This is a genomic window from Embleya sp. NPDC127516, from assembly GCF_044765325.1.
Classification (GTDB): domain Bacteria; phylum Actinomycetota; class Actinomycetes; order Streptomycetales; family Streptomycetaceae; genus Embleya.
Map to the genome: position 1 here is coordinate 504907 of NZ_JBIWJT010000005.1, position 26436 is coordinate 531342.

The 26436-nt window shown below is 71.4% G+C and carries 24 protein-coding genes; 7 read left to right on the forward strand and 17 right to left on the reverse strand.

All coding sequences use genetic code 11. The annotated features are described in order from the left end of the window. Nucleotides 1-106: 106 nt before the first annotated feature. From ACIRL2_RS12855 to leuA, 4 genes are all read right to left on the reverse strand, one after another. Nucleotides 107-985, reverse strand: coding sequence for an isoprenyl transferase (locus ACIRL2_RS12855; protein WP_402231996.1), 879 nt, complete (start codon nt 983-985; stop codon nt 107-109). A 23-nt stretch (nt 986-1008) separates the two neighbouring features. Next, nucleotides 1009-1761, reverse strand: a complete 753-nt coding sequence (gene recO / locus ACIRL2_RS12860; protein ID WP_402231939.1) for a DNA repair protein RecO — start codon at nt 1759-1761, stop codon at nt 1009-1011. Between the two features lie 49 nt (nt 1762-1810). Continuing rightward, nucleotides 1811-2419, reverse strand: a complete 609-nt coding sequence (locus ACIRL2_RS12865; RefSeq protein WP_402231941.1) for a TerB family tellurite resistance protein — start codon at nt 2417-2419, stop codon at nt 1811-1813. 254 nt (nt 2420-2673) lie between these two features. Next, nucleotides 2674-4431: a 2-isopropylmalate synthase gene (gene leuA, locus ACIRL2_RS12870; RefSeq protein WP_395862019.1), complete on the reverse strand. Its 1758-nt coding sequence runs from the start codon at nt 4429-4431 to the stop codon at nt 2674-2676. A gap of 309 nt (nt 4432-4740) precedes the next feature. Here leuA and ACIRL2_RS12875 point away from each other — a divergent pair, with 309 nt between their 5' ends. Next, nucleotides 4741-5481 (forward strand): hypothetical protein, encoded by a 741-nt coding sequence (locus ACIRL2_RS12875; protein WP_402231943.1) that lies wholly within the window; start codon nt 4741-4743, stop codon nt 5479-5481. A 15-nt stretch (nt 5482-5496) separates the two neighbouring features. Here ACIRL2_RS12875 and era read toward each other — a convergent pair whose 3' ends face one another. The 11 genes from era to hrcA form a co-directional block, all read right to left on the reverse strand. After that, nucleotides 5497-6447, reverse strand: coding sequence for a GTPase Era (era, locus tag ACIRL2_RS12880; protein ID WP_395862015.1), 951 nt, complete (start codon nt 6445-6447; stop codon nt 5497-5499). A 104-nt stretch (nt 6448-6551) separates the two neighbouring features. After that, nucleotides 6552-6911, reverse strand: coding sequence for a cytidine deaminase (locus tag ACIRL2_RS12885; RefSeq protein WP_402231945.1), 360 nt, complete (start codon nt 6909-6911; stop codon nt 6552-6554). A gap of 39 nt (nt 6912-6950) precedes the next feature. Beyond that, complete coding sequence (locus tag ACIRL2_RS12890) at nt 6951-8216, reverse strand: hemolysin family protein (RefSeq protein WP_402231947.1); 1266 nt, start codon at nt 8214-8216, stop codon at nt 6951-6953. 69 nt (nt 8217-8285) lie between these two features. After that, a complete protein-coding gene (gene ybeY / locus ACIRL2_RS12895) occupies nt 8286-8759 on the reverse strand; it encodes an rRNA maturation RNase YbeY (RefSeq protein ID WP_360304623.1) in 474 nt (157 codons plus the stop codon). Nucleotides 8760-8764: 5 nt separating this feature from the next. After that, a complete protein-coding gene (locus ACIRL2_RS12900; RefSeq protein WP_395862782.1) occupies nt 8765-9805 on the reverse strand; it encodes a PhoH family protein in 1041 nt (346 codons plus the stop codon). 214 nt (nt 9806-10019) lie between these two features. Then, nucleotides 10020-10931, reverse strand: a complete 912-nt coding sequence (locus ACIRL2_RS12905; protein WP_395862012.1) for a ribonuclease Z — start codon at nt 10929-10931, stop codon at nt 10020-10022. A gap of 6 nt (nt 10932-10937) precedes the next feature. Further along, on the reverse strand, nt 10938-11300 hold the full coding sequence (locus ACIRL2_RS12910; protein WP_395862010.1) for a histidine triad nucleotide-binding protein: 363 nt from the start codon (nt 11298-11300) through the stop codon (nt 10938-10940). 73 nt (nt 11301-11373) lie between these two features. Then, complete coding sequence (locus ACIRL2_RS12915) at nt 11374-12114, reverse strand: 16S rRNA (uracil(1498)-N(3))-methyltransferase (protein ID WP_402231950.1); 741 nt, start codon at nt 12112-12114, stop codon at nt 11374-11376. Further along, on the reverse strand, nt 12111-13178 hold the full coding sequence (locus ACIRL2_RS12920; RefSeq protein WP_402231952.1) for an NAD(P)H-dependent flavin oxidoreductase: 1068 nt from the start codon (nt 13176-13178) through the stop codon (nt 12111-12113). The genes ACIRL2_RS12915 and ACIRL2_RS12920 overlap by 4 nt, the downstream gene beginning before the upstream one ends. Before the next feature lie 196 nt (nt 13179-13374). Continuing rightward, nucleotides 13375-14505, reverse strand: a complete 1131-nt coding sequence (gene dnaJ, locus ACIRL2_RS12925; protein ID WP_395862004.1) for a molecular chaperone DnaJ — start codon at nt 14503-14505, stop codon at nt 13375-13377. A 2-nt stretch (nt 14506-14507) separates the two neighbouring features. Continuing rightward, on the reverse strand, nt 14508-15524 hold the full coding sequence (gene hrcA / locus ACIRL2_RS12930) for a heat-inducible transcriptional repressor HrcA (protein WP_026218791.1): 1017 nt from the start codon (nt 15522-15524) through the stop codon (nt 14508-14510). A gap of 148 nt (nt 15525-15672) precedes the next feature. On the opposite strand from hrcA, the gene ACIRL2_RS12935 reads away from it, so the two are divergent. From ACIRL2_RS12935 to ACIRL2_RS12945, 3 genes are read left to right on the forward strand one after another with little or no spacing between them, the layout of a single operon-like run. Next, the gene (locus ACIRL2_RS12935; protein WP_402231955.1) at nt 15673-16428 is read left to right on the forward strand and encodes an MBL fold metallo-hydrolase; all 756 of its coding nucleotides are present in this window, start codon (nt 15673-15675) and stop codon (nt 16426-16428) included. 29 nt (nt 16429-16457) lie between these two features. Further along, nucleotides 16458-17288 carry a DUF3097 domain-containing protein gene (locus tag ACIRL2_RS12940; RefSeq protein ID WP_395862001.1) on the forward strand — a complete coding sequence of 277 codons (831 nt, stop codon included), beginning with the start codon at nt 16458-16460 and terminating at the stop codon, nt 17286-17288. Between the two features lie 27 nt (nt 17289-17315). Then, nucleotides 17316-18521: a WD40 repeat domain-containing protein gene (locus tag ACIRL2_RS12945; RefSeq protein WP_402231957.1), complete on the forward strand. Its 1206-nt coding sequence runs from the start codon at nt 17316-17318 to the stop codon at nt 18519-18521. Between the two features lies 1 nt (nt 18522). Here the strand turns inward: ACIRL2_RS12945 and ACIRL2_RS12950 are convergent, their stop codons facing one another. Both ACIRL2_RS12950 and ACIRL2_RS12955 read right to left on the reverse strand, forming a co-directional pair. After that, a complete protein-coding gene (locus tag ACIRL2_RS12950; protein ID WP_402231959.1) occupies nt 18523-19092 on the reverse strand; it encodes a Uma2 family endonuclease in 570 nt (189 codons plus the stop codon). A 107-nt stretch (nt 19093-19199) separates the two neighbouring features. Next, complete coding sequence (locus ACIRL2_RS12955; protein WP_395861995.1) at nt 19200-20093, reverse strand: phenylalanine 4-monooxygenase; 894 nt, start codon at nt 20091-20093, stop codon at nt 19200-19202. 312 nt (nt 20094-20405) lie between these two features. Between ACIRL2_RS12955 and ACIRL2_RS12960 the strand changes: the two genes are divergently transcribed. From ACIRL2_RS12960 to ACIRL2_RS12970, 3 genes are read left to right on the forward strand one after another with little or no spacing between them, the layout of a single operon-like run. Beyond that, a complete protein-coding gene (locus tag ACIRL2_RS12960) occupies nt 20406-22433 on the forward strand; it encodes a dynamin family protein (protein ID WP_395861993.1) in 2028 nt (675 codons plus the stop codon). Then, nucleotides 22430-23557, forward strand: coding sequence for a hypothetical protein (locus ACIRL2_RS12965; protein WP_395861991.1), 1128 nt, complete (start codon nt 22430-22432; stop codon nt 23555-23557). The genes ACIRL2_RS12960 and ACIRL2_RS12965 overlap by 4 nt, the downstream gene beginning before the upstream one ends. A 43-nt stretch (nt 23558-23600) precedes the next feature. Beyond that, nucleotides 23601-26435 carry a dynamin family protein gene (locus ACIRL2_RS12970; protein WP_402231962.1) on the forward strand — a complete coding sequence of 945 codons (2835 nt, stop codon included), beginning with the start codon at nt 23601-23603 and terminating at the stop codon, nt 26433-26435. Nucleotide 26436 lies beyond the last annotated feature (1 nt).

Consider the following 26436-nt stretch of genomic DNA (forward strand, 5'->3'; position numbering starts at 1 on the left):
CCCGTTCGCGTCCGCCGGTTCCCATCCACCGGTTCCGGCCCGAACGCCTCCCGGCACCCAGGCGGTCGAGTCCGCCGGTCGGCGACCGGCGGCCACACGCGGGCGATCAGGCTCCGGAGGCCGCCGTGGAGCCCGAGGACACCGGCTGCGGCGCGGTGACCGCGTTCGGCAGCGCCCCGCCGTAGCGGCGATCGCGCGACGCGTACGTCTCGCACGCCTGCCACATGTGCCGCCGATCGAAGTCCGGCCACAACACGTCGAGGAAGACCATCTCGGCGTAGGCGGACTGCCACAGCAGGAAGTTGGAGGTGCGCTGTTCACCGGAGGACCTGATGAACAGGTCGACGTCGGGCATGTCCGGCTCGTCGAGGTACTTGGCGAACAACTTCTCGTCGACCTTCTTCGGGTCGAGCCGGCCCGCCTTGACGTCCTCGGCGATCAGCGCCGCCGCGTCCGCGATCTCGGCCCGGCCGCCGTAGTTGATGCACATCGCCAGCGTGAGGTTGGTGTTGTTCTTGGTCCGCTCCTCGGCGATCTCCAACTCCTTGATCACGCTCGCCCACAACCGGGGCCGCCGACCGCACCAGCGGATCCGCACGCCGAGTTCGTCCATCTCGTCGATCCGCCGGTGGATCGTGTCGATGTTGAAGCCCATCAGGAAGCGCACCTCCTCGGGCGAGCGCTTCCAGTTCTCGGTGGAGAACGCGTACGCGGAGACGTACTTGACGCCGATCTGGGCCGCGCCCTCGACCACGTCGAACAGCGACGCCTCGCCCGCGGTGTGTCCGTCGGTACGGGCCAGGCCGCGCTCCTTGGCCCAGCGGCCGTTGCCGTCCATCACCAGCGCCACGTGCCGGGGCACCAGGTCCGCCGGGATCTCCGGCGGCAGCGCGCCCTCGGCATGCGGCTTGGGGTCGCGGTAGTGCCGCTGCTCCCGAGCGGCCCGGGCAGGCGCCGACTCGGCCCGCCGACGGCGGGGGAACAGGCCGAAGCGGCCACGCGACTGACTCACGATCTCTCCACCAATCTCAACGAGCGGATGCCCCGCTCCAGGTGCCATTGCAGATACGCGGCCACCAGGCCGCTGCCCTCGCGCCGGTGCCGCGCCTCGCTCGCGTCGGCTCGGCCCCAGTCGCCGGTCAACAGCGCACCGAGCAGGGAAAGGGTCTCGGGTGAGGGTACGACGGATCCGGCGGGACGACAGTCCCCGCAGACCGTCCCGCCGCCCTGGACGGAGAAGAACCGGTTCGGTCCGTCCAGGCCGCAACGCGCGCAGTCGGCGAAGCTCGGCGCGTAGCCCGCCACCGCGAGCGAGCGCAACAGGAACGCGTCCAGCACCAGGCCGGGCTCGTGGGCACCTCCCGCGAGCGTGCGCAGGGCACCGATCAACAGCAGGTACTGCTGGAGCGCCGGTTGGCCGCGCTCGTGGTCGGTGAGCCGCTCGGCGGTCTCCAGGATCGCCGTGCCGGACGTGTACGCGGCGTAGTCCGACGCGAGTCGGCCGCCGTACGCGCCCAGGGTCTCGGCCTGCGTGATGATCGGCAGGCCGCGCCCGGGGAACTCGCTGCCCCGGGTGAAGAACTGGACGTCGACGTGCGCGAACGGCTCGACCCGGGCACCGAACTTCGACTTCGTCTTGCGCACCCCGCGCGCGACCGCGCGCACTATCCCGTGGTCGCGGGTCAGGAGGGTGATGATGCGGTCGGCCTCACCCAACTTCTGGGCGCGCAGGACGACACCCTCGTCACGGAGGAGGCTCATGCTCCCATTGTGCCGCGCCCGGCCGACGCGCCGCGTGGCCCGTCGCGGTTCACGGGCCCGCGAGCACGTGGTCGACCCGGGCCCGTCCGAGCCCGAGCCGGTCGCCCGCGTGGTACAGGATCACCCGGTGCGCCGGGTCGTACCCCCCGCAGGCCAGCGCGACCCGGGCCGCGACGCCGACCAGGTGCTCGCGCCCGGCGACCGCGAGGTGCGGGGCGATCTCGGCGAGCGCCCACGCGGTGTCCTGCGCATGGTGCGCCCCCACGTCGACGGCGAGCGCGCACGCGTCGTAGCTCGGCGTGCCCGCGGCCCGGACCGCCTCGACCGCCGCCGCGCGCACCGCGTCCGCCGCGTGCGGCTCGTCGTCCACGGCCGCGACGACGGCCACCACGAGCGCGCGCACCGCCTCGCGCAGCATCAGGGTGAGCGCACGAGCGGTCGGCGTCTCCAGTACCGAGACTTCGTGCCGGGTGCAGCACACCGCGCACTCGATCCCCGATCCGGCCCGCCCGAGCGGGATCAACGCCACCCCGAACAGCACGAGTCGGCGCCGGCCCCCGCCCTTGCGGAAGCGTCGATCGCCTCCGCACGCCGGACAGTGGAACTCGCCGTCCCCGATCGCCGATCGGATGGTCCGGATGCCCACGACGAAAAACATGGTGCAGCCCCCTGCGTCCCGCGCGGCGGAAAGCGATATTTCCGCCTGTTCCGATGCTGCCACGGATTTCACGAAGCGTCATCGAAAGCGGACAGATGGTTACTTTTGTTCGCGCGGGGCAGGTCGATACGGGCCGGCAGGACGGGACGGGACGGGGCGCTCACGCGCCACGTGACGTCGGCGTCGGGAAGTCGGGACAAAAAACGGCGGCTCCCGGTCGAACCGGGGGCCGCCGTTCGGTCACGCCGTCGCGGTCACCCGCGCGCGGCGCGGTTGACCGCGCTCACGATCGCCTTGAGCGACGCGCGCACGATGTTCTCGTCCACGCCCACACCCCACAGCACCCGGCCGTCGACCGCGCACTCGACGTAGGCCGCGGCGCGCGCGTCCTCGCCGCCGCTCATCGCGTGCTCGCTGTAGTCCAGCACCCGGGTGTCGAAGCCCAGACCGCCCAGGGACCGGACGAACGCGTCGATCGGGCCGTTGCCGATCGCCTCCAGCGTCTGCACCTCGCCGTCCACGCTCATCTCGACGGTCAGCACGTCCTTGCCGTCCGTACCGGAGAGCGTGCGGTGGCCGCGCAGTTCCAGCCGACCCCACGGAGCGTCCGGGGTGGGCAGGTACTCGTCCCGGAAGGTGTCCCAGATCTGCGCCGGCGTCACCTCGCCGCCCTCGGCGTCGGTCTTGGTCTGGATGATCCGGGAGAACTCGATCTGCGCGCGCCGCGGCAGGTCCATCTTGTGGTCGGCCTTGAGCACGTACGCGACGCCGCCCTTGCCGGACTGGCTGTTGACCCGGATCACCGCTTCGTAGGTGCGGCCCACGTCCTTGGGGTCGATCGGCAGGTACGGCACCGCCCAGTCCAGTTCCTCGACCGGCTTGCCCACCTGGGCCGCGTCCCGCTCCAGCGCCTCCAGGCCCTTCTTGATCGCGTCCTGGTGCGAGCCGGAGAACGCGGTGTAGACCAGGTCGCCCGCGTACGGGTGGCGCGGGTGCACCGGCAGTTGCGTGCAGTACTCGACGGTGCGCCGGATCTCGTCGATCTCGGAGAAGTCGATCATCGGGTCCACGCCCTGGCTGAACAGGTTCATCCCCAGCGTGACCAGGTCCACGTTGCCGGTCCGCTCGCCGTGCCCGAACAGGCAGCCCTCGACCCGGTCGGCACCGGCCATCACGGCCAGCTCGGTCGCCGCCACCGCCGCGCCCCGGTCGTTGTGCGGGTGCACGGACAGCGCGATGAACTCGCGGCGGGTCAGGTTGCGGCTCATCCACTCGATCTGGTCCGCGTACACGTTCGGCGTCGAGCGCTCGATGGTCGCGGGCAGGTTCAGCACGATCTCGCGGCCGGCCTCGGGCTGCCACACGTCCATCACCGCCTCGCAGACCTCCAGCCCGAAGTCCAGCTCGGTGTCGATGAAGATCTCGGGCGAGTACTCGTAGCCGAACGCGGTCTCGTCGCCCAGGTGCTTGTCCGCGAAGCGCATCACGTGCTCGGTGCCGGACACCGCGATCGCCTTGCACTGCTCGCGGTCGACGTTGAAGACGACCCGGCGGAAGGCGGGCGCGGTCGCGTTGTACAGGTGCACCGTGGCCTTGGGCGCGCCGATCAGCGACTCGACGGTGCGCTCGATCAGTTCCTCGCGGGCCTGGGTCAGCACCGAGATGGTGACGTCCTCCGGTACCGCGCCCTCCTCGATGATCGAGCGGATGAAGTCGAAGTCGGTCTGCGACGCGGCCGGGAAGCCGACCTCGATCTCCTTGTATCCCATCCGTACCAGCAGGTCGAACATGGTCCGCTTGCGGGCCGGGCTCATCGGGTCGATCAGCGCCTGGTTGCCGTCCCGCAGGTCGGTGGACAGCCAGCGGGGCGCGACCGTGATCGTCTTCGACGGCCAGGTGCGGTCCGGCAGGTCGACGCCCTGGAATGGCTTGTACTTGTGGATCGGCATCCCGGACGGCTGCTGCGTCACGGACGAGGCGGTGATCGGCGTGACGCGATTCACGGAAGGCATGCGGCTGGTCTCCTGGTATGCGAGGAACGGGCTGCAACGGCAGGTAGGCCGGCGACGGGAGGAGAAACATCCCGGAGGCTCCGACGTGCGGACATGCCTCTATCCCCGCGACGGGGGAGCCGGTCTGACCTCTGTCAGAGGGATGAGCCCCCGGCGCGGCGGCTAAGGAGAAGCAGCCACTGACGCATGATTTTGCAACCATACCCGACCGATCGCAGCGGTCGGGCCGGCATCCGGCATACGAACACATGCGATCTTTTCGGCCCCGACCCTCCCCCGAAGGCCGGGTTGCTCCTACGCTGCCTGACCATGAGCTACGACAACCAGGGCCCATACGGACCACAGCCGGGTCAGGGCCAGCCCGGCGGATACCCCCAGCAGGGCGGCTCGGGCTACGGACAACAACCTCAGCAGGGCGGCTACGGTCAGCAGCCGCCTCCGCAGTACGGGCAGCAGCCCCCGCAGTACGGCCAGCAAACGCCGCCCGGGTACGGACAGCAGCCGTACGGCCAGCAGCAGGGCTACGGGCAGCAGCCCGGTGGATATCCGCCGCCCACGCCGAGCGGAGGCGGCATGGGCGGCGGTCTCCCGCCGTTCGCGCCGGCCGCGATCGCCGGCGTGATCGCGTCGGTGATCGTGGCGATCGGCTCGTGCCTGGCCTGGATCGGCGCCGATGGCGAGGGTGACCCGATCAAGGGCCTCGAAGGCGACGGCAAGTGGACGCTGGCCGCGGGCCTGATCGCCGTAGTGCTGTTCGGCGTCGGCGTCGCGATGCGCAAGGCCCAGATCGCCGCGGGCGCGGGGGTCGCGGGCATCGTGGCGCTCGGCTTCGCGATCTGGAACATCGCCGACAAGACCCGGCTGCCGATCCAGGAGGCGGACCTCTCCGGCGCCCGGGCCGATCAGGCCAAGAAGATCCTGGAGAAGGTGGACCTCACAGCCGAATTCGGCCTCTGGATGGTCCTGATCGGCGCCGTCCTCGCGATCGGCGCCGCCGTGTTCATCCTGATGTCCGCGAACCGCACCCAGAGCGGCCCCTACGGCCGCTGACCCACCCGTTCGATCTCAGAATCCGAGTTTGCGGAGCTGCTTGGGGTCGCGCTGCCAGTCCTTGGCCACCTTCACGTGAAGGTCCAGGTAGACGGGCGTCCCAAGCAGCGCCTCGATCTGCTTGCGGGCCCGCGTGCCCACGTCCTTCAGCCGTGAACCCTTGTGCCCGATGACGATCGCCTTCTGGCTCGGTCGTTCGACGTAGAGGTTCGCGTGCACGTCGAGCAGTGGCTTGTCCGCGGGGCGGTCCTCGCGCGGGATCATCTCCTCGATGACCACCGCGAGGGAGTGCGGGAGTTCGTCCCGGACGCCTTCCAGGGCCGCCTCACGGATCAGCTCGGCCGCCATCACCATCTCCGGCTCGTCGGTGAGCTCGCCGTCCGGGTACAGCGGCGGGCCCGCCGGCAGCAGTGGCATCAACAGGTCGGCGACCAGGGTCACCTGACTGTCGCCGACCGCGGAGACCGGGATGATCTCGGCCCACTCGATGCCGACGTCCTCGCCCATCTTCTGCACCGCGAGCAACTGCTGGACCAGCGTCTGCTGGTCCACCAGGTCGGTCTTGGTCACGATCGCGACCTTGGGCGTGCGCTTGGCCTCGGCCAACTCGGCCGCGATGAACTTGTCACCGGGCCCCACCTTCTGGTCGGCCGGGATGCAGAAGCCGATCACGTCGACCTCCGCCCACGTGGCCCGGACCAGGTCGTTCAGCCGCTGGCCGAGCAGCGTGCGCGGCTTGTGCAGGCCGGGGGTGTCCACCAGGACGAGTTGGCCGTCGGGACGGTGCACGATGCCGCGCACCGTGTGGCGGGTGGTCTGGGGGCGGCCCGACGTGATCGCCACCTTCGTGCCCACCAGCGCGTTCGTCAGGGTGGACTTGCCGGCGTTGGGGCGGCCCACGAAACACGCGAAGCCCGAGCGGTGGACGGGCGCGGAGGGGTTAGGGCGATCACTCATGCGTGACATTGTCGCTCAAGATACGAGCGTTCCTTGCGCCGCGGGTGCGCCGGCCGCCCCCGAAGCCGACCTCGGACGGGTGTCGGCCGTCCTCGGACGCTCCGAAGCGAACCTCAGACGGTCACGATCGCGCGCACGACCGCGTCCGGTCCGGCCGACAGGATCGGCGTACCCGCGCCGCCCAGATCGCGCACGGCGTCCCGGTCGGCCTCGGTGACCGTGTCGGTCTCCCCGACGATCGCCGCCGCCTCCAGACCACGCGCGCCGCCCGCGACCGCCATCGCGACGGCCGTGCGCAGTGCGGACAGCTCCAACGACGGCAGCGCGACCGTGGACGCCGTATAGGTGCGTCCGGTCTCGTCGCGCACGGCGGCGCCCTCGCTCGCCCCGTTGCGGGCCCGGGTGGCCCGGGCCAGGGTAACGATCTTGGCGTCCTCGGGGTCGACGGTGAACTCGGGCGTCTCGGCGCTCACGGGGCCTCCTGCTCGGCGCGGTACGGGTGCCGGCACACCCTAGCCTGCGTCCCGGTCGACCCGGCTCACCACGATCGTGCCGACCCGGTTGCGCCGGCCCGACGGGCTCTCCGCAATCAGCCGCAGACCCTCGACCACGGCCGCGGCGCCCGGGATCGGCACCCGGCCGAGCGCCTTGGCGAGCAGTCCGCCGACCGTCTCCACGTCCTCGTCGTCGAGTTCGAGGCCGAAGAGTTCGCCCAACTCGTCCACGGGCAGCCGGGCGGTGACCCGGAAGGCGCCGTCCGGGAGTTGCTCGACCGGCGGGCTCTCGGTGTCGTACTCGTCGGTGATCTCGCCGACGATCTCCTCCAGGATGTCCTCGATGGTGACCAGCCCGGCGGTGCCGCCGTACTCGTCCACCACCACGACCATGTGCGTGCGATCGGCCTGCATCTCGCGCAGCAGGTCGTCGGCCGGCTTGCTGTCCGGCACGAAGGTCGCCGGGCGCATGATCGAGTCGACGTCCTCCTTGGCCCAGCCGGGATCGCCCATCGTGCTGCGCCGGGCCAGGTCCTTGAGGAAGACGATGCCCACCACGTCGTCCTCGTTCTCGCCGATCACCGGGATCCGTGAGTAGCCGCTGCGCAGCGCCAGCGACATCGCCTGGCGCAGCGTCTTGTGCCGCTCGATGAAGACCATGTCCGGGCGGGGCACCATCACCTCGCGCACGATGGTGTCGCCCAGTTGCAGCACCGAGTGCAACATCTCGCGCTCGTCGTCCTCGATCAGCGAGTCCTTCTCGGCCAGGTCCACGAACGCGCGCAGTTCGGCCTCGGACGCGAACGGGCCCTCGCGAAAGCCCTTGCCGGGGGTGAGCGCGTTTCCCAGCAGGATCAGCAGCTTGGGCAGCGGACCGAGCACGCGGGCGAGCCCGAACAGCACGGGCGCGCCCATCGTGGCCACGGTGACCGGGTGCTGGCGGCCCACGGTGCGCGGGGACACGCCGACCGCGACGTAGGACACCACGACCATGATCCCGATCGTGACCAGCACCGCCTGCCAGGTCTCGGCGAAGTCGTCCATGCACACGACGGTGACCAGGACGGCCGCGGACAGCTCGCACGCGACCCGCACCAGCAGGGCCAGGTTGAGATAGCGGGCGGGGTCCTGAACCACCGTCAGGAGGCGTTTGGCGCCCCGGCGTTCCTCGCGGACCAGTTCCTCGGCGCGGACCCGGGAGATACGCGCGAGGGCGGTCTCCAGGCACGCGAAGAGACCGGCCACGACCACCAGGACGACCGCGCCGCCCACGAGTTGCAGCATGCTGTCAGCGGGCACTGCCGCCGCCCCCGGTCCGATGCCGGCCGGGGGCGGATGTATCCGCCGGCGGGGTCATCCGCGGTCTCCCGCGGCGCGACGGGCCTCCCGCCAGGATTCGAGCAGTTCCTTCTGCAGCGCGAACATCTCGCGCTCCTCGTCCGGTTCCGCGTGGTCGTAGCCCAGCAGGTGCAGCACGCCGTGCACGGTGAGCAGGTGCAGCTCGTCGTCCATGGAGTGGCCGGCCGCCGCGCCCTGGCGCTGCGCGACGGTCGGGCACAACACGACGTCGCCGAGGAGCCCCTGCGGGGGGTCCTCGTCGGCCTTGCCGGGACGCAGCTCGTCCATCGGGAAGGACATCACGTCGGTCGGACCGGGCAGGTCCATCCACTGGATGTGCAGTTGTTCCATCGCGGGTTCGTCCACGATGACCACGGACAGTTCCGCCAGTGGATGGATGCGCATACGGTCCAGCGTCCACCGGGCGACGTCCACGATCGCGTGTTCGTCCACCCCCGTGCCGGACTCGTTGGCGATGTCGATGGACATGGCCTTCAGTTCACTTCCCGTTCCACTGTTTGCATGTTCACTGTGTGCTTGCCCCGACCGTTCTTGTCGACCGGCCGCCGGCCGCGCGACCTGGGCAGATCCCCGTTGCCGTTCGCGTGACCGTCGGCCTCGACCTGGATGTCGTAGCGCGCGTACGCGTCCACGATCCGGCCGACCAGCTTGTGTCGGACCACATCCTCGCTGGTGAGGTTGCAGAACGCGATGTCGTCCACGCCACGCAGGATCTCCTGCACCACGCGCAGCCCCGACTGGGTGCCACCGGGCAGGTCGACCTGCGTGGTGTCCCCGGTGACCACGATCCGCGACCCGAACCCGAGCCGGGTCAGGAACATCTTCATCTGCTCGGCCGAGGTGTTCTGCGCCTCGTCCAGGATGATGAACGCGTCGTTGAGCGTGCGACCGCGCATGTACGCGAGGGGGGCGACCTCGATGGTGCCGGCGGCCATCAGCCGCGGGATCGAGTCGGGGTCGATCATGTCGTGCAGCGCGTCGTAGAGCGGGCGCAGGTACGGGTCGATCTTCTCGTAGAGCGTGCCGGGCAGGAAGCCGAGCCGCTCGCCCGCCTCGACCGCCGGGCGGGTCAGGATGATCCGGGTGACCTGCTTGGACTGCAGGGCCTGGACCGCCTTGGCCATCGCCAGGTAGGTCTTGCCGGTGCCCGCCGGGCCGAGACCGAACACGATGGTGTGTTCGTCGATCGCGTCCACATAGCTCTTCTGGTTGAGCGTCTTGGGGCGGATCGTGCGGCCTCGGTTGGACAGGATGTTGAGCGTCATCACCTCGGCGGGACCGTGTCCGTCGTTCGAGCGGACCATCGCCACCGAGCGCTCGACCGCCTCCTCGTTGAGCGGCTGGCCGGTGCGCACGATGACCAGGAGTTCGTCGAAGAGCCGGCGGACCAAGGCCACGTCGGCCTCGGTACCGGAGACGGTGACCTCGTTGCCTCTGACGTGGATGTCGGCCTCGGGGAACCCCTGCTCGACCACTCGCAGGAACGAGTCGCCGGAACCGAGGAGCGCCACCATGGGGTGCTTGGCGGGGATCGTGATCTTCGCCTGGGCCTGCGCGGTCGGAGTTTCGCGCCGGGTGTCTCGCGCGGTGTTCTCGGAGCTCGCGCCTCGCGCGTTCGTCGTGGGAGCCATGGGCGGCCTTGGCGGCCTGATCACGCCTCATTTCCGTGCTCGGGAAGCGGTTCGATGTTGCTCAATGGTAACTCTCCGGGCGTGGCGGACCCGGAGATTATTCCGGTACCGGACGCCGCCTGGGGACTTCGATCCGATCCAGGTCGTGCGCCGCGACGGTGTCCGGGAAAACCTCGCGGGCCTGCTCCAGGAGCGGCCCCACGTCGGTGTAGCGCTGGGAGAAGTGGGTCAGCACCAGCCGGCGGGCGCCCGCCTCGGCGGCGATCCCCGCCGCCTCGCGCGCGGTGAGGTGGCCGACCTCGCGCGCGAGGTCGGCGTCGGCGTCGGCGAAGGTGGACTCGCACACGAGCAGGTCCACGTCGCGCGCGAGCTCGACCGCGGCCGGGCACAGCCGCGTGTCCATCACGAAGGCGAACTTCTGCCCGGGTCGAGGCGCGCTCACCTGCTCCAGGGTCACCGCGCCGACCCGGCCCTCGCGCTGGATCCGGCCCACGTCCGGGCCGGATATGCCCAGTGCGGCGAGCCGCTCGGGCAACATCCGACGGCCGTCCGGCTCGACCACGCGGTAGCCGTACGACTCGACCGGGTGCGACAGCCGGCGGGCGTGCAGGGTGAAGGGCCCGGCGGGGAGTTCGACGTGTTCTCCCGCCAACGGGTGTTCGATCAGCACGGCGGTCTCGTGGAACGCGGTCGCGTGGTGCAGGCGATCGAACCACTGTTGCCCACTGGCCGGGTAGTGCGCGGTCACCGGATGCGGCACACGATCCAGCGACATGCGCTGGATCACGCCGGGGAGGCCGAGACAGTGGTCACCGTGGAAGTGCGTGACGCAGATCCGGGTGATGTCGTGCGCGGCCACCCCGGCGTGCAACATCTGCCGCTGGGTGCCCTCACCGGGGTCGAACAACAACCCCTCGCCGTCCCAACGCAGCAGGTAGCCGTTGTGGTTGCGCTGCCGTGTCGGAGCCTGGCTCGCGGTGCCGAGGACGACGAATTCCCTGGTGGACACGTTCGACTAGCCGGGAGGCCAGCTCAGCCCGCGGCCGCCGAGCAGGTGCGCGTGCACGTGGAACACGGTCTGGCCGGCACCGGCGCCGGTGTTGAAGACGATCCGGTAGCCGGACCCGGCGATGTCCTCGGCGGCGGCGACTACCGCCGCCTCGGCGAGCAGCGTGCCCGCCAGTTCGGGTGCCTCGGCGCCCAGTTCGCCCGCGCTGGCGTAGTGCGCGCGCGGGATGACCAGGACGTGCGTGGGCGCCTGCGGGTTGATGTCCCGGAAGGCCACCACGTCCTTGGTCTCGTGGACGATCGTGGCCGGGACGTCGCCGGCGAGGATCTTGCAGAACAGGCAGTCGGCCTGGGGTTCCCCCGCAGCCATGGGTGCCTCCATCGGGTCCGAGTCGATCACGGGCGGTCGCCCCCGATCGTAGTCACGTCCCGCGCCCGGCGCTTCAGGCCCAGCGGCCGGAGCGGGCCAGCAGGACGGACGCGGCCGAGACGCCGGCCGTGGAGGTGCGCAGCACGGTCGGGCCGAGCCGGTAGGCGGTCGCGCCGGCGGTGGCGAACGCGGCCAGTTCCTCCGGGGACACCCCGCCCTCGGGACCGACCACCAGGACCAGATCGCCCTCGGTCGGCGTCGCGGCGGTCGCCAGCGGTTCGGTCGCCGCCTCGTGCAGGACGCCCGCGAACGCGGCGGCGCCGAGCAGGGCGGTGACCCGGCGCGTGCTCATCTGCTCGGTCACCTCGGGCAGGTGCGGCCGGCGGGCCTGCTTGCCCGCCTCGCGGGCGGTCGAGCGCCACTTGGCCAGGGCCTTCGCCCCACGCTCACCCTTCCACTGGGTGATGCAGCGGGAGGCGGCCCACGGCACGATCACGTCGACGCCGACCTCGGTCATCGTCTCCACCGCGAGTTCGCCGCGGTCGCCCTTGGGCAGCGCCTGGACCACCACGATCCGGGGCGTGGGGGCGGGTTCCTCGGTGCGCGAGTCGACGTCGACGTACAGCCTGTCCTTGCCCTCGGTGCGGTTGACCGTGCCGTACACGGCCAGTCCGGCGCCGTCCGCCAGGACGACCGGCTCACCGGCGACGAGCCGGCGCACCGTGACGGCGTGCCGGCCCTCGGCGCCGTCGAGGACGACCTGCCGGCCGTGCCGGATGGCGTCGCCGGGGGCGAGGAAGACGGGGGCGCTCAAGCGCATGCCTTTCGGGCGGCGGCCATCTCGTCGACGAGCCGGCTGATCACCTCTGCGGCCGGCTCCTCGCGGGCGAGGCGCCAGCCCTGACCGGCCCACAGGGCCAGGCCGTCGGCCTCGCCCCGGGCGGCGGCGGCCTTGCGGATCGGCGAGACCAGGTGGTGGACGAAGGGGTAGACCCCGGGAGCCTCGGCCTCGTGGCGGGCCACGAAGCCGTTGCGCAGTCCCCTGGCCCAGCGGCCGGAGAACGCGCGGGTGAGCACGCTGCGCTCGAACGCCGGGTCGGCGAGCGCGGCTTTGTGCGCGGCGGGCGCGCTGCCCTCCGGGCAGCGCAGGAAGGCGGTACCCAGTTGGGCCGCGCTCGCGCCGGCGAGCCGCACCGCCTCGATCTGTCGGCCGGTCATCAGGCCGCCCGCGGCGATCAGCGGCAGCTCGGTCTCGGCGGCGATCAGCGTGAGCAGGGTGAGCAGGCCGTACGGGGCGGGCGCGTCGGGGTTGGCGAATCCGCCCTGGTGGCCGCCGGCCTCGGCGCCCTGCACGCACAGCGCGTCGACCCCGGCGTCGGCGGCGGCGCGGGCCTCCTCGGGCGTGGTGACGGTGGCCACGGTCAGCGTGCCCGCGGCCCGCAGCGCGGTGATCGCCTCGGTGTCGGGCAGGCCGAAGGTGAAGCTCACGACCGGGACCGGGTGGGCGAGCAGCAGTGCGAGCTTGGCGTCCCAGTCGTCGCGTTCGCAGCCGGGGGCGGGCGTGCCGACGGTGCCGCCGTAGTGGGCGGCGGCCCGGGTGAGCGAGGCCGCGTAGCGCCGGGTCAGCTCGTCCTGGGCGCGGGTGGGCGTGGGGTGCGGCATGAACGCGTTGACCCCGAAGGGGGCGTCGCCGACCAGCGTGCGCAGTTCGTCGATCTCGGCGGCCAGCTCGTCGGCCGAGCGATACCCGGCGGCCAGGAAGCCGAGCCCACCCGCGCGGACCACCGCCGCCGCGAGCGCGGGTCCGGCGGCGCCGGCCATCGGCGCCTGCACGATCGGCAGTGCGGTGAGCCGGGTGGGGTCGGTATTCGTCGGCATCATGCTCCCCGTTCGCTCGGTGGGCTCGGCTCGGCTCGTGTCGCCCGGCCCAGCCTAGGGAGTGTCCGGCCGCGGACGGAGCCGCCGTCCCCTCGCCGACGCGCCGCGGGTGCCGAAGCGGCCGAAAATCGGCCCGTCCGACACCCGCGACCACGAAACCGCGCGCGGCGCGCCCTCGGGCGCGCCGCGCATCGTCTCAGCGTCCGTTGAACGCGTCCTTGAGCCGGGAGAACAGGCCCTGCTGCCCCGGCGTGAACTGACCCGAGGGGCGTTCCTCGCCGCGCAGCTTGGCCAGCCGGCGCAGCAGTTCCTCCTGCTCGGGGTCGAGCTTGCTCGGCGTCTGCACCTCGACGTGCACGATCAGGTCGCCCCGGCCGCCGCCGCGCAGGTGGGTGATGCCGCGCCCGTGCAGCGGGATCGACTGGCCCGACTGGGTGCCGGGGCGAATGTCGATCTCCTCGGTGCCGTCCAGCGTCTGCAACGGCACCTTGGTACCCAGCGACGCCGCCGTCATCGGGATGGTGACCGTGCAGTGCAGGTCGTCGCCGCGCCGCTGGAAGGTGGTGTGCGGGACCTCGACGATCTCCACGTACAGGTCGCCGGCCGGGCCCCCGCCGGGGCCGACCTCGCCCTCGCCCGCGAGCTGGATCCGGGTGCCGCTGTCCACGCCCGCCGGGATCTTGACGGTGAGCGTGCGCCGCGCGCGAATCCGGCCGTCGCCCGCGCACTCGGGGCACGGGTGCGGGACCACGGTGCCGAAGCCCTGACACTGCGGACACGGCCGCGACGTCATGACCTGGCCCAGGAAGGACTTGGTGACCTGGCTGACCTCGCCGCGACCGCGACACATGTCGCAGGTCTGCGCCGTGGTGCCGGGCGCCGCGCCCTCGCCGTTGCACGTGTTGCACGTGACGGCGGTGTCCACCTGGATCTCGCGGGTGGTGCCGAACGCGGCCTCTTCGAGGGTGATCTCGATCCGGATCATCGCGTCCTGGCCGCGGCGCGTGCGCGAGCGCGGACCGCGCTGGCTGGCCTGGCCGAAGAACGCGTCCATGATGTCGCTGAAGCCGAAGCCGGCTTGGCCGAAGCCGCCGCCCGCGCCGCCCCCGGAGGACAGCGGGTCGCCGCCGAGGTCGTACATCTGCCGCTTCTGCGGGTCCGAGAGGACCTCGTAGGCGTTGTTGATCTCCTTGAACCGGTCCTGCGTCTTCGGGTCCGGATTGACGTCCGGGTGCAGCTCCCGAGCCAGCCGGCGGAAGGCCTTCTTGATTTCCTCCGGGGTGGCGTCCCGCCGCACCCCGAGGACCTCGTAGTAATCGGTAGCCAACTCTACGACTCCGCGAGGATCTGTCCGACGTACCGTGCCACGGCGCGCACCGCTCCCATCGTTCCGGGGTAGTCCATTCGGGTCGGCCCGAGCACCCCGAGCTTCGCCAGCGTTTCCTGCCCACTGCCGTATCCGACGGCGACCACCGAGGTCGCGGCCAGTCCTTCGTGCATGTTCTCGTGTCCGATCCGCACGACCATGCCCGGGTCGGTCGCCTCGCCCAACAGGCGCAGCAACACGACGTGTTCCTCCAGTGCCTCCAGGACCGGGCGGATCGTGTTCGGGAAGTCCATACCGAAGCGGGTCAGGTTGGCCGTCCCGGCCAGGACGACCTTCTCTTCCTTGTGTTCGACCAGGGTGTCGAGCAGCGTGGCCAGGATGCCCGCCACGATCGGCCGTTCCTCGGCGGTGAACGGCTCGGCGAGGTCCTGGACCAGCAACGGCACATCGGCGAACCGCTTGCCGGTGATCCGGCTGTTCAGTCGCGCGCGCACGTCGGCGAGCAGGTTCTCGCCGACCGGGCCGGGGGTGTCCATCACCCGTTGCTCGACTCGGCCGGTGCTGGTGATCAGCACGAGCATGACGCGCGTCGGCGCGAGGGTGAGCAGCTCGACGTGCCGGATCGTCGAGCGGGTCAGCGAGGGGTACTGCACGACGGCCACCTGATGGGTGAGCTGCGCGAGCAGCCGCACCGTCCGGCCCACCACGTCGTCCAGGTCCACCGCGCCGGCCAGGAACGTCTGGATCGCCCGGCGCTCGGCGCCCGACAGCGGCTTGACACCCGCGAGCCGGTCGACGAACAGCCGGTAGCCCTTGTCCGTGGGCACGCGGCCGGCGCTGGTGTGGGGCTGCGTGATGTAGCCCTCCTCCTCCAGCGCGGCCATGTCGTTGCGAATGGTGGCCGGGGAGACCCCGAGGTTGTGTCGGTCCGCGAGCGCCTTGGAGCCGACCGGCTCCTGGGTCGCCACATAGTCCTGCACGATGGCGCGCAGCACGTCCTGCTTGCGATCGTCGAGCATGGTGCGCACCTCCTGACCCGTTGTTCCGCCCGTTGCCTGTCCCGTTCGCGGCGGTTCGTCACGCTGGTTGGCACTCCGTCCCGCCGAGTGCCAGTGTACGGGTCACCCGATCCGGACCGTACCCCTGAGTCCGTGCCAAGGTTGACGCATGGTACGCGCCGAACAGCCGAAACACGCCACCTGGGAGCCGATCGGACCGGGCGTCCTGCGCCGTCGGCTGCCCGGCCTGGAGCTGAATGTGGCGGTCGTCACGGGACGCGACGGGATCCTGCTCGTGGACACCGGATCGCACGACCACGAGGCCGCGAATCTGCTGGCCTCGCTGGCTCGTGAGCTGCCCGCGCACGACCTGCCCGACCGGGTGGTCGCGGTGGTGAACACGCACGGTCACTTCGACCACTGCTTCGGCAACGACGAGGTGCTGCGCGCCTTCCCCGACGCCGAGGTCTGGGGCCACGCGGACCTGCCGGACTATCTGGAGCGGTACGCCGAGGCCGGTCGCGCGAGCGGCATCTCGCACGGCTTCGACCCGGATCTGATGAACGCCGCGCGGATCGTGCCGCCGACCCGGCTGGTGGCCCGCGAGCAGCCGGTGACCGTGGACCTCGGTGGGCGCGAGGTGGTGTTGTACGCGCCGGGCCGCGGACACACCGATCACGACCTGGTCGTGCACGTGCCCGACTGCGGTGTGCTGATCGCCGGCGACATCGTCGAGGAGAGCGGACCGCCGCTGTTCGGCTCGGACGCGTTCGCCGCCGAGTGGAGCGATTCGCTGGCCCGGGTGCGCGCGCTGGACGCGAGTGTCTGGCTGCCCGGACACGGCGCGGTGGTCGACACGGAGTTCGTGATCCGGCAGAACCGGTGGCTGGCCGACGTCGCCGCCGGGCGCGTCGTACCGGACTGACGGACCGTCACCCGGCTAGCGTCACCGTCATGCGCAGTTACGGACCCGAGTCGCTGATCCCGGGATGGAAGAAGGACAAGCCCGTCCCGGAGGTCGCGGCCGATCGCGATCTGGTGGTGGAGGAGGCGTCCACCGGCTTCTGTGGCGCGGTGGTCCGGGTGGAGAAGACCCCTGAGGGGTTCACCGTCACGCTGGAGGACCGGCACGGGCGGCTGCGGGTCTTCCCGATGGATCCGCGCGGGTTCCTGATCGACGGCGAGGTGGTCACCCTGGTCCGGCCGCGGGCGCCGGGGCCCGCGCGTGCCCCCGGGCGGACCGCGTCGGGTTCGGTCGCGGTGGCGGGTGTCCGGGCCAAGGTCGCGCGGGCGGGCCGGATCTACGTGGAGGGCCGACACGACGCCGAGTTGGTCGAGCGGGTCTGGGGCGACGACCTGCGGATCGAGGGCGTGGTCGTGGAATACCTCGAAGGCATCGACGATCTCCCGTCGCTGGTACGCGAGTTCGGGCCGGGTCCGGATCGGCGGCTGGGCGTTCTGGTGGACCACCTGGTGCCGGGCTCGAAGGAGAGCCGGATCGCCGCGCGAGTGACCGGCGACCATGTGCTCGTGGTGGGACACCCCTATATCGACGTGTGGCAGGCGGTCCGGCCGGCGTCGGTGGGCATCGCGGCTTGGCCGGACGTACCGCGCGGAGTCCCGTGGAAGGAAGGGGTCTGCGCGGCGCTCGGCTGGCCGGTCGACCCGCCGCGGGCGTGGCGTCGGATTCTCGCGGCGGTGGATTCGTACCGCGACCTGGAGCCGGCGCTGCTGGGACGGGTGGAGGAGCTGATCGACTTCGTGACGGCGCCGTCCGAGGTGTGAGTCCCGGGCCGGCGCTAGCGTGCTCGGATGCGACAGGAACAGGTCACGCTCGTGCTGCCGGGCTCGGCCGGCCCCAAGTATCGAATGTTCGCCGTGCACGGCACCGAGTTCGTCCGTTCCGCCTGGTCGGGCAACGGGACGCCCCGGGACACCCGCCGGGATTTCACCGATGCCGGAGCGGCGCTGCTCGCGCTGCGGCGGGAGGCGGACAAGGCGATGCGGGCCGGCTTCGTCCGGCTGGGCGGGGCCGAGGACGAGGTGGTGTTGGAGTTCCTGCCGCCCGGCAAGACCTCGTCGCGGGGGCTGGACCTGCACCCGGACGGGCACACCGTGGTGGTCGGCTACGACGGCGCGATCCGACTGGTGGACGTGGCCACGGGGGAGCGGCGCACGGTGCACGCCGTGCCGGCGGCCGAGCGGCTGACCGATATCGGCGGCGTGTTGTTCGACGCCGGCGGAACGGCCGTGGTCTACACGATCGGCGGCGCGACCCGCCGGTTCGACCTCGACACGGGACGCGAGGAACAACTGGCCTGCTACCGGCAGTTCGAGGACGCGCTGTTCAATCCGTACGTGGTGCAGCCGTCCTGGGACACGGCCCGCGAGCGGCTCGTGGTCTTCGACGCGGGCGACCTGGTGCAGGTGCTGGACGGCGCGGGCAAGCCGGTGTGCGAGGTGTCGACGGCGTCGCCGACCACCGAGTGCCGCGGCGCGGCGCTGTCCGCGTCGGGCCGGCTGTTGGCGGTGTGGCGGGTGAGTCGCGGCGTGGTCTACGGGCATCGGGACGCGACGGAGGATCCGACCAACGAGGTCGAGGTGTGGGACGTGGCGGCCGGCCGGTTGACCGCGCGGGTGCCGCTCGCGTGGGAGATCGGCGAACTGGGCTTCGACCCGAGCGAGACGCTGCTCGTGGTCAACCGGGGCCGGGTGCACGGACCGTTCGCGATCTCGATCGAAACGGGCGAGCCGGCCTGGCAGTTCGACAATCCGCACCACCCGAACGGCTGGGGCACCTGCTACGCGTGGGCCTACTCCCCCGACGGCCGTCGGCTCGCGGTGGGCGGCCATCGCACGAGTGCGCTGCACATCTACGACGCGGACCTGCGCCAGGCCGACGCGCGGGCCCTGCCCGGCTACGACGACCAACGCGTGCGCCGCCTCGTCTTCTCCGCCGACGGCACCCTCCTGGCCACCGGCGGCGACTTCGGCCGAGTCTTCGTACGGCGGGTGTGAGTCAGCCGAACCCGTTGGTGCTCAGCGCCATCGCGAACGGCGCGGGCAGATCGAGCGGGCGACCGAACGGTCTGACCTGGATCCTCGTGTAGTCGCCGTCCTCGGGGTCCGAGAACAGCGAGCTCCGGTGCGCATCGCGATCGACCAGCAGGTAGAAGGGAATGTCACCCCGCGCATAGCAGCGCCGCTTTTGCTCCCGATCCAACTCCGGCCGTCGATCGGTGACCTCGAGAACGAGGAGCACCTTCGAGCACGGCATCCAGGCGGCGGCGCCACGGAATACGTCCAATGCCGCAGGCACGAAAACCCCGTCCGGGATGACGTGGTTGGGGGGAAATGTACCGATGCTCGGCGCAACCAGGCCCTTGTTGCCGGAGAATTGCAGGTCGATGGCCGCATCTGCGTGAATACGGCGGATCACCGATGAGATCACGTGTTCATGGCTGCCGGGCGGCGTCACCCGCACCACGACTTCCCCGTCGACCAATTCGGGCCGCAGATCGGATGGGGTGTCCAGTTCGTGGAACACTTCCAGGAGGATGGCCGCCTGGGTATCGAGCTCTTGGGTCATCACGCGTCTCCCGGGTGTCGACGCGAGAGTATGAGCAGGTCGTACGGGTGAACGGAGAGTTGGTCTCCGATCACCCGCACGAGTGAACGACTACAACGAGTGGGGTGCTACGGCGTCTTCGCCGAGGCCGTCAGGGCGGCGATCGAGTCGTCGGTGCAGGTCGCCCAGAAGGTGCCGACGACGTCCTCCAGGTGGGTCATCGAGCGGGCCGCGTACAGGATGTCCTGGTAGTGGGTGATGTCGTACTGCATCGTGCCCATCGCGACCAGGTCCAGGTCGCGGATGTCGACGGTGCGGAACTCGCGGATCTCGCCGTAGGAGGACAGGATCCCCGCGCCGTAGGCCTTGAGCGCGCCGGCCTCGTGCATGACGCCGAATTCCAGGGTGAACCAGAAGACCTTCGAGACGAACTCCAGGGCCTCGCGGCTCTCCACCCGGCGGGCGGCCTCGCCGGCAACCCGGTACAGCGCCGCGAAGCGGTCCGAGGCGAGCATGTTGGCGTGGCCGATCACCTCGTGGACGACGTCCGGCTCGGGCGTGTACAGCGGCACGCTGTGGTGCCGGATGTACTGCGTCGAGTGGAAGTACGAGTCGGCCAGCGACCCGTAGAAGTCACGCAGCGGGACCAGGCCGGCCGCGGGCAGGTAGCGGAAGCCGGTGAGCGGCTGAAGCGCGCCGCTGACCTCCTCCAACTGGGGGATCCGGTCCGTCGGCAGCTTCAGCCGCGCGGTGCCCTCCAGGTAGTCCGCGACCGCGTACTCCGCGTGCGATACGGACAGCTCGTGCGAGACGAGGCGCCAGACCTCGTGCTCCTCCTCGGTGTACTCCACCTCCGGGATGGGCTCCCCACGCCGGTGGTCCAGGGCCAGTTCCGCGATCCGGTTTCGGCGCTCGCGGTATACCGCGTCCGCGAATCCCGGGTGACTGCGGGACAGCTCGACCTCGACTCCGCCGTCGGCCCTACGGGTGACCGGGGCCAGATACTGGGCCTCCTCGAACATGCCATCTCCTGATCGCATCGGAATCGACTCGCCGGACGAGCCGAGACACCCACGCGACCATTATGCGCCGCTTACATACCATTTCGACCGGTCAGGCCGACTGGGTGACGACGTGGAGCAGGTGCGAGGGATCGCCTCGGCGCCCTCATCGCATCATCCGGACGGCCGTCACACAAGAGGCACAGCCGTTCCGTCGCCCGGCCCGAATCCGCTTTCGATCCATCGAGACGGGATTCGGGCCCGCGTGACAGGATCGCCCGTACATCGGGGAGGGCACCGTCGGGAGGGGGCGCGGTGGTGGATTCTCGCGGCATGGCCGGGGATCGTGCACAACGACGCGATGTGGTCGAGGCGCTCACCGAGACCTCCGATCACCTGGATTTCGCGCTCGCGATGGTCCGTCGCATCGTCGGCGACCAGGAGCGCCTGGCACAACTGACGGCACGGATCCGCGAGATCGAGACCCGGCTGCGGGACGACCGTTACTACCTCGCCGTGATCGGCGAGTTCTCGGCCGGCAAGAGCACCTTCATCAACGCGCTGCTGGGCGAGGACCTGCTGCCCACGTCGGCGCTGCCCACCACCGGCGCCGCGACCAGGATCACGCACGGCGACGAGTTCGCCGTCGAGGTGCGCTTCAGCGGCCACGGGATCCGCTACGTGTATCCCTCCGGGCGATACACCGGCGCGGCCAGCCCGCTCGGCGGCATGCTCGCCGACCTCGCACCGCATGTGGTCGTGCCCGAGGACACGGCCGGCGTCCTGCGCCTGCTCACCGCCGACGAGGCGATCGCGCCGCACGTACAGAGCCTGGAGGTGCGCCACCCCGCCGCCGCGCTGCGCGACGGGCTGGTGATCATCGACACACCCGGCACCAACGCCCGGGCCGGGCACACCGAGATCACCCGCGCCGTGATGCGCGACATCGCCGACGTCGCGGCGGTGCTGACCGCGTCCACATCGCCGTCGCCGGTGTCGTTGGCCGAGTTCCTCACCGACGCGCTCGATCCCGGACAACTGCGCCGCTGCATCATTTTGGTCACCAAGATGGACCACATCGACGAGGACGAGCGGGACGACCTGCTCGCCCACGTCCGCGGGCGGTTCGCCCGGATGTTGGGCGTGGCCGATCCGGTCGTCGAGCCGGTTGCCGCCGAGCCGGTGGTCCGGCTGGCCGGCAACCGACCGCTGCGGGGCCCCGAGCAGGCCTACTGGGCCGAGGAGTTCCCGCGCACACTGGCCCGACTCCGGGACCTGATGCAGCGTCAACGCATCGTCGCGGTGTCCGACCACCTGCTGCGGTTGCTGGAGGACCTGCTCGACGAGTTGCGCCGCGAGGTGACCCTCGCCGAACAGCGGCTCGACGCCGAGGAGAGCGAACTCGCCGGTGCCCGGATCGCCGACATGGCCGCCTTCGTCCGGGCCCAACACGGCGAGACCGCGCGCCTGCTCGGCGCCGGTGCCCAGCGCGCCCAGCAGGCCGTCGGCGGCATGGCGCCGCAGTGGTGGCGCTACACCCGCGCCGAGATCGACCACGCCCTGGACGGCGCGGAGACCCCGGACGAACTGCGCGCGGTGATCGGCGTCCGCGCGCCCGAGCTGATCCGGCAGGGCCTGCCCCGGATCGGCGACATCGTGCAGCAGGCGGTCACCGGCGCGCTGGCGACCGCGGCCGAGAGCGCGCGGGCCGCCGCGGACACCGCGTTCGAGGCGGCCTATCGCAAGCTCGGCGCGATCGCCCGAGCCGACGGCCCGGACCGGGTCACCGTGCTGACCGGGCATCAGCTCGCGGACGCCGCGATGCGCGCCTACCAGGACTCGGTCACCGGCGTGACCCAGCAGATCCGCGCCGTGCGCCTGGATCCGACCGCCCCCAGGACGCCCGGCGCGCGGATCGGCGGCGCCCTGGACCAGTGGTTCGGCGGCGGCCGGAACGGCGATCCGGGAGCCCCGTCCGGCCGGGCCGGATTCGGCGGTTTCATGGCCAAAGTGGCCGATTCCCTCGCATCCACCGACATGACGGCCCTGCGGAACCACGCACGCGCCGAAATGCATCAGACACTGCGAACCGTCGCCGACGGTTTGTCCCGACAGATCGACGAGGCCGTCGGGGCGGCGACGACGCACTACTCGCTGGACGTCTCTCGACACGTGGACCGCTATCGGGCCAGGTACGAGGCGGCGGTCGCCGAGATGGTGGCCGAGCATCACCGCCGTGAGGATATTCTCGCGGCTCGCAGAAGCCTGTTGCAGGACGCGGACAGGCAGACGGAACGGCGCCGCGGCACGGTGAACAGCCAACGCGAGCGCCTCACACGCCGGGGGGAATTCGGCAGATGAGCGACTACACGCACGACGACGACCTGTTCGCGATGGTCTCCGACGACACCATCGACACGCTGGACACCGCCGACGGGGGCACTGTCGGGGCGGCACCACTGTGGGAGACCGACGCGGGCGGCGAGTCCAACGGCGCCTACCCCAACTCCACTCTGCCGTATACCGACCCGAACTTCGATCCGCTGCACGACCCGAACTACGACCCGTTCCACGCGGACAGCGACGGCGACGGCAAGATCGACATGTACGACCCGCAGATGTTCGACCCGAACGACGGCAACGTGCCCCCGGCCACGCCCAGTCAGCAGTGGCGCGACGACCAGCTCGCCAACGACCCTTACGCGAACGACCCGTACGCCGATCCCTACGGCGATCCCTACGCCGACCCGTACGGCGACCCGTACGGCAGCGACCCGTACGGCGGCTCCGACCCGTACGCCGACCCGGCCGGCTACGACCCCGGGCCCGCCGCGGACCACGGCCAGGGCGTCAGCCCGCAGTGGGGCGCCGTCGACGACGGAAGCGGCAACTGGGAGTACCACGCGCCGGACAACTGGACACCGGCCCAGTTCGACGGTTTCGGCGACCCGGTGGGCGACGCGCAGTACTGGCAGCAGCAGACCAGCCCGACGAGCTGCGCGGTGGTCTCCCAAGGGATGATCCTGGAGAAGCTCACCGGCGTGCCGCTGGACGAGAACGCGCTGATGACCGAGGCCCAGCAGGCCGGCATCTACGACCCCGAGACCGGCACCAGGACCGACGACATCGGCAAGCTGCTGGAAATGCACGGTGTGGACACGGACATGGTTCCGGGCGCCGACATGCGCCAGATGCTCGACGCGCTGGAGAAGGGCGACCAGGTCATCGTCGCCCTGGACGCGCAGGAGATCTGGTCCCCCGTGCACGACCCGAACACCGGGGCGCCGCTGGAGCAGGACCCGACGATGGGGCACGCCGTGTGGGTCACCGGCATCGACACCCAGCCCGACGGATCCGTCTACGTCCTGCTCAACGACTCCGGCGCGCCGTTCGGCCAGACCGAGCCGATCCCGCTGGCCGACTTCGTCAACGCGTGGCAGGACCGGGACACCACGATGATCGTGGCACACCCGACGCACGCCTGATCGTTCGACATCACAACGGATTCGATGGGAGTAGGGACCACACATGTCGTTCGATCGTGAACACGTGCTGCGCCAGGCCGCGCAGGTACAGCCGCGCCGACGCCCCGGCGTCGCGGGCCTGTTGAGCGGGATCCACCGCAGCGACGAGCTGCGCGGCTGGGTCACCATGGAGTCGGTGGCGCTGCCGCCGGTGCCCGAGCGCACCGCGGCCGGCTGGACGTTGTGGAGCCTGATCGGGGTCGGCAAGGCCACCCCCGGGCGCCGCGAACTGCCGATCCACCCGGTGTGGGGCGCGGTCCAGTGGGCCTGGCCGTCCGAGGACGTGCTGCGGCACGTGAAGCTGACCGAGTTGCCCGAGGTCGCGAAGTCGGTCGAGAGCACGATCGGGGACGAGGCCGCCTGGGCGCTGTCGATGCGGCCGGAGGGGCTGGCCGAGCGGGCCCGCTTCTTCCAGTCGCTCGGCCGCTTCCTGGCCGACCCCGAGGCGGACGCGAAGGGCGGACCGAAGATCCTCGCCGGGCTGTACGCGCGGGTGATGCCCTCCGGCGCGGTGGCCGCGTACCACCAGCTCGTGCCGAGCACCGCCTCGTGGCTGCGCGCGGGTGCGCCGCGTGAGGCGGCGCCGCGTCGCGACTCGGGCGACTCGCCCACCGGCCGACCCGGCCCGTCGGGGCAGACGGCGGACCGGAGGCAGGCCCCGGCTCCGGGTCCGCGCCCGGCGGGCGATGCCTCGACCGTTCCGGGGCCGAATCCGGACTGGGCGGGCCGCCTCGCGGGCGGCCCGTCCGGCGCGGGTGGCCCGGGTGGATCCGGCGGGTCGGGTGGGTCGGGTGGATCCGGCGGGTCGGGTGGGTCGGGTGGGTCGGGTGGGTCGGGTGGGTCGGGTGGGTCGGGTGGGCCGACGCCGGTCGCCTCGTCGCCGCCGGTCGCCTCGCCGCCGCCGGCCGCACGACTGCCGCAGGCCGCACCGGCCGCGCAGGTCGTCGCGCCCGCGCCGCCGGCCCCGCGTACGCCCGTCACCCCGCACGGCACCCCGGCCGACGCGCCGGCCGTACCCGCGTCCGCGCCGCCCCCGCCCGGATCGGTGACCAGCCTGGTCAAGCAGGCGCCGTCGGCGACCACGCTCGGCCGGCGGATCAACGACGCGCACAAGATCGCCGACGATTTCGGCCTGGACGCGATCGCCGGTGAACTGGACCGACTGCGGGCGCGGATGCGCCGGCCGGGACTGCGCGTCGCGGTGGTCGGCGAATTCGGCCGCGGCAAGACCTCGCTGATCAACCGACTGCTCGGCGCCCCGGTGTTGCCCGAGGGTCGACACACGCCCGTGCCTCTGGTGATCGCCTCCGGACCGGAGCCGCGCCTGGAGTTGCAGTTCGCCGACGGGCGGGCCGAGCCGCGGCCGGCGGTGTCCGCGTCCTGGGACGAGGTGCACCGGCTGAGTGAGCGTCGGGACTCGGACGCGGCCCGGCTGATCGGCGTCCGGGTGCTCGTCGCCGAACCCGAACTGGCCCGCCTGGACATCGAGTTGGTGGACACTCCGGGCATCAACGCCGGGCGCGGCAAGGGCGAGGACGCCGAGGAGCACGACCGCCGGACCGAGGACCTGGTCCGGCGCACGGTCTCGGCGAGCGACGCGGTGCTGATGGTGGTCTCCGCGAGTGCACCGCTCGGCCTGTCCGAGACCGCGTTCCTGGAGGAAGAGGTGATCGCCCGGCACGTGCCGCGGATCACCGTGGTGGTGTCCAAGCTGGACACCGTCGACGAGGACGAGCGCGAGGACATCGTCGACTACCTCGGCGGCCGGGTGCGCCGCATCTCGCCGATCCTCCAGGTGCTGGCCGGTCCGCATCGCGAGGACCTCTCGCCGGTGGCCGGCGTGCTGGAGCGGATCACCGAGTACTCCACCTCCGGCGGCCGGCGCAGCATGCGCTCGCGGCAGACCGCCGGCCAACTACTCGCGCTGCTGGGCGAGATGGCCCAGGTGGGCCGGGACGGCCTGGCCGCGGCCGAGCTCGGCGCGGCCGAACGGCAGCGCGCCGCCGAGCGGTCCGAGGTGGAGATCGACCGGATGTCCTCCGAGTGGGGCAAGGTCCGGGTCGAACTCCAGCAGCGGCGCACGCAGACCGCGGAGAAGTTCCGCGAGCACCTCCAGCTCTCCCGCGGCGACCTGCTGGACACGATGCGCTACGAGATGGAGCGCGCGCCGGACCCCCGGACCTGGTGGGAACGCGACCTGCCGTTCCGCCTGCGTCGTGAACTGACCGCGCTGGCCAAGAAGTTCGAGGCCCAGTTGCATTCCAGCGTGCAGGCCGACGTGCAGTGGTTGGACGCGAAGATGAAGCTGCACTTCGGGCGCGGCAGCGGATACCGGCTGGAGAAGGTCGAGCAGCTCTCCACCGAGTTCGAACTCGGCGAGGCGGAGTCGCTGGGTCTGAAGGACCTCAAGAGCCGCAAGCTCGCCTGGCGGATCGGCCCGACCGGCCTCGCCGTGCTCGGCGCGCTGCTGATCCCGCTCACCGGTGGCGTCTCCGCGCTGCCGATGGGCGCGAGCATGGCCGCCTCGGCGGGCGGCATGGTGCTCGGCGAGGTCAAGTCGACGTCGCTGACCGAGGCACAGCGCGCCCAGGCGATGAAGGCGCTGGAGCCGATGGTCGAGGACGTGCTCGGCGGCTTCTCCGAGGAGGTCTCCAAGCGCCTGCACACGCTGTACGCCGGGGTGATGGACGAGGCGGTGCGGGGCCAGAAGGCGTGGCGGACGGATCGCCGGACCGCGCTGGCCAAGGTCGGCACCGATGGACCCGCATGGCAGGATCTGGTCTCGCGCAGCGAGCAGCTCGGGGTTCAGCTCGACACCATGCTGGGCGCCAGAGGCTGAG

What these genes read in the sequence shown, in the direction of transcription:
- ACIRL2_RS12955 (WP_395861995.1), bottom strand. Translation starts at nt 20,093, where the DNA reads ATGTTCGAGGAGGCCCAGTATCTGGCCCCGGTCACCCGTAGGGCCGAC.
- ACIRL2_RS12900 (WP_395862782.1), bottom strand. Translation starts at nt 9,805, where the DNA reads ATGGTGGCGCTCCTCGGTTCCGGCGACTCGTTCCTGCGAGTGGTCGAG.
- ACIRL2_RS12950 (WP_402231959.1), bottom strand. Translation starts at nt 19,092, where the DNA reads ATGACCCAAGAGCTCGATACCCAGGCGGCCATCCTCCTGGAAGTGTTC.
- era (WP_395862015.1), bottom strand. Translation starts at nt 6,447, where the DNA reads ATGTCACGCATGAGTGATCGCCCTAACCCCTCCGCGCCCGTCCACCGC.
- ACIRL2_RS12935 (WP_402231955.1), top strand. Translation starts at nt 15,673, where the DNA reads ATGGTACGCGCCGAACAGCCGAAACACGCCACCTGGGAGCCGATCGGA.
- ybeY (WP_360304623.1), bottom strand. Translation starts at nt 8,759, where the DNA reads ATGTCCATCGACATCGCCAACGAGTCCGGCACGGGGGTGGACGAACAC.
- ACIRL2_RS12965 (WP_395861991.1), top strand. Translation starts at nt 22,430, where the DNA reads ATGAGCGACTACACGCACGACGACGACCTGTTCGCGATGGTCTCCGAC.
- ACIRL2_RS12945 (WP_402231957.1), top strand. Translation starts at nt 17,316, where the DNA reads ATGCGACAGGAACAGGTCACGCTCGTGCTGCCGGGCTCGGCCGGCCCC.
- leuA (WP_395862019.1), bottom strand. Translation starts at nt 4,431, where the DNA reads ATGCCTTCCGTGAATCGCGTCACGCCGATCACCGCCTCGTCCGTGACG.
- ACIRL2_RS12940 (WP_395862001.1), top strand. Translation starts at nt 16,458, where the DNA reads ATGCGCAGTTACGGACCCGAGTCGCTGATCCCGGGATGGAAGAAGGAC.
- hrcA (WP_026218791.1), bottom strand. Translation starts at nt 15,524, where the DNA reads ATGCTCGACGATCGCAAGCAGGACGTGCTGCGCGCCATCGTGCAGGAC.
- recO (WP_402231939.1), bottom strand. Translation starts at nt 1,761, where the DNA reads ATGAGCCTCCTCCGTGACGAGGGTGTCGTCCTGCGCGCCCAGAAGTTG.
- ACIRL2_RS12875 (WP_402231943.1), top strand. Translation starts at nt 4,741, where the DNA reads ATGAGCTACGACAACCAGGGCCCATACGGACCACAGCCGGGTCAGGGC.
- ACIRL2_RS12970 (WP_402231962.1), top strand. Translation starts at nt 23,601, where the DNA reads ATGTCGTTCGATCGTGAACACGTGCTGCGCCAGGCCGCGCAGGTACAG.
- ACIRL2_RS12890 (WP_402231947.1), bottom strand. Translation starts at nt 8,216, where the DNA reads ATGCTGCAACTCGTGGGCGGCGCGGTCGTCCTGGTGGTCGTGGCCGGT.
- ACIRL2_RS12960 (WP_395861993.1), top strand. Translation starts at nt 20,406, where the DNA reads ATGGCCGGGGATCGTGCACAACGACGCGATGTGGTCGAGGCGCTCACC.
- ACIRL2_RS12920 (WP_402231952.1), bottom strand. Translation starts at nt 13,178, where the DNA reads ATGCCGACGAATACCGACCCCACCCGGCTCACCGCACTGCCGATCGTG.
- ACIRL2_RS12865 (WP_402231941.1), bottom strand. Translation starts at nt 2,419, where the DNA reads ATGTTTTTCGTCGTGGGCATCCGGACCATCCGATCGGCGATCGGGGAC.
- ACIRL2_RS12910 (WP_395862010.1), bottom strand. Translation starts at nt 11,300, where the DNA reads ATGGCTGCGGGGGAACCCCAGGCCGACTGCCTGTTCTGCAAGATCCTC.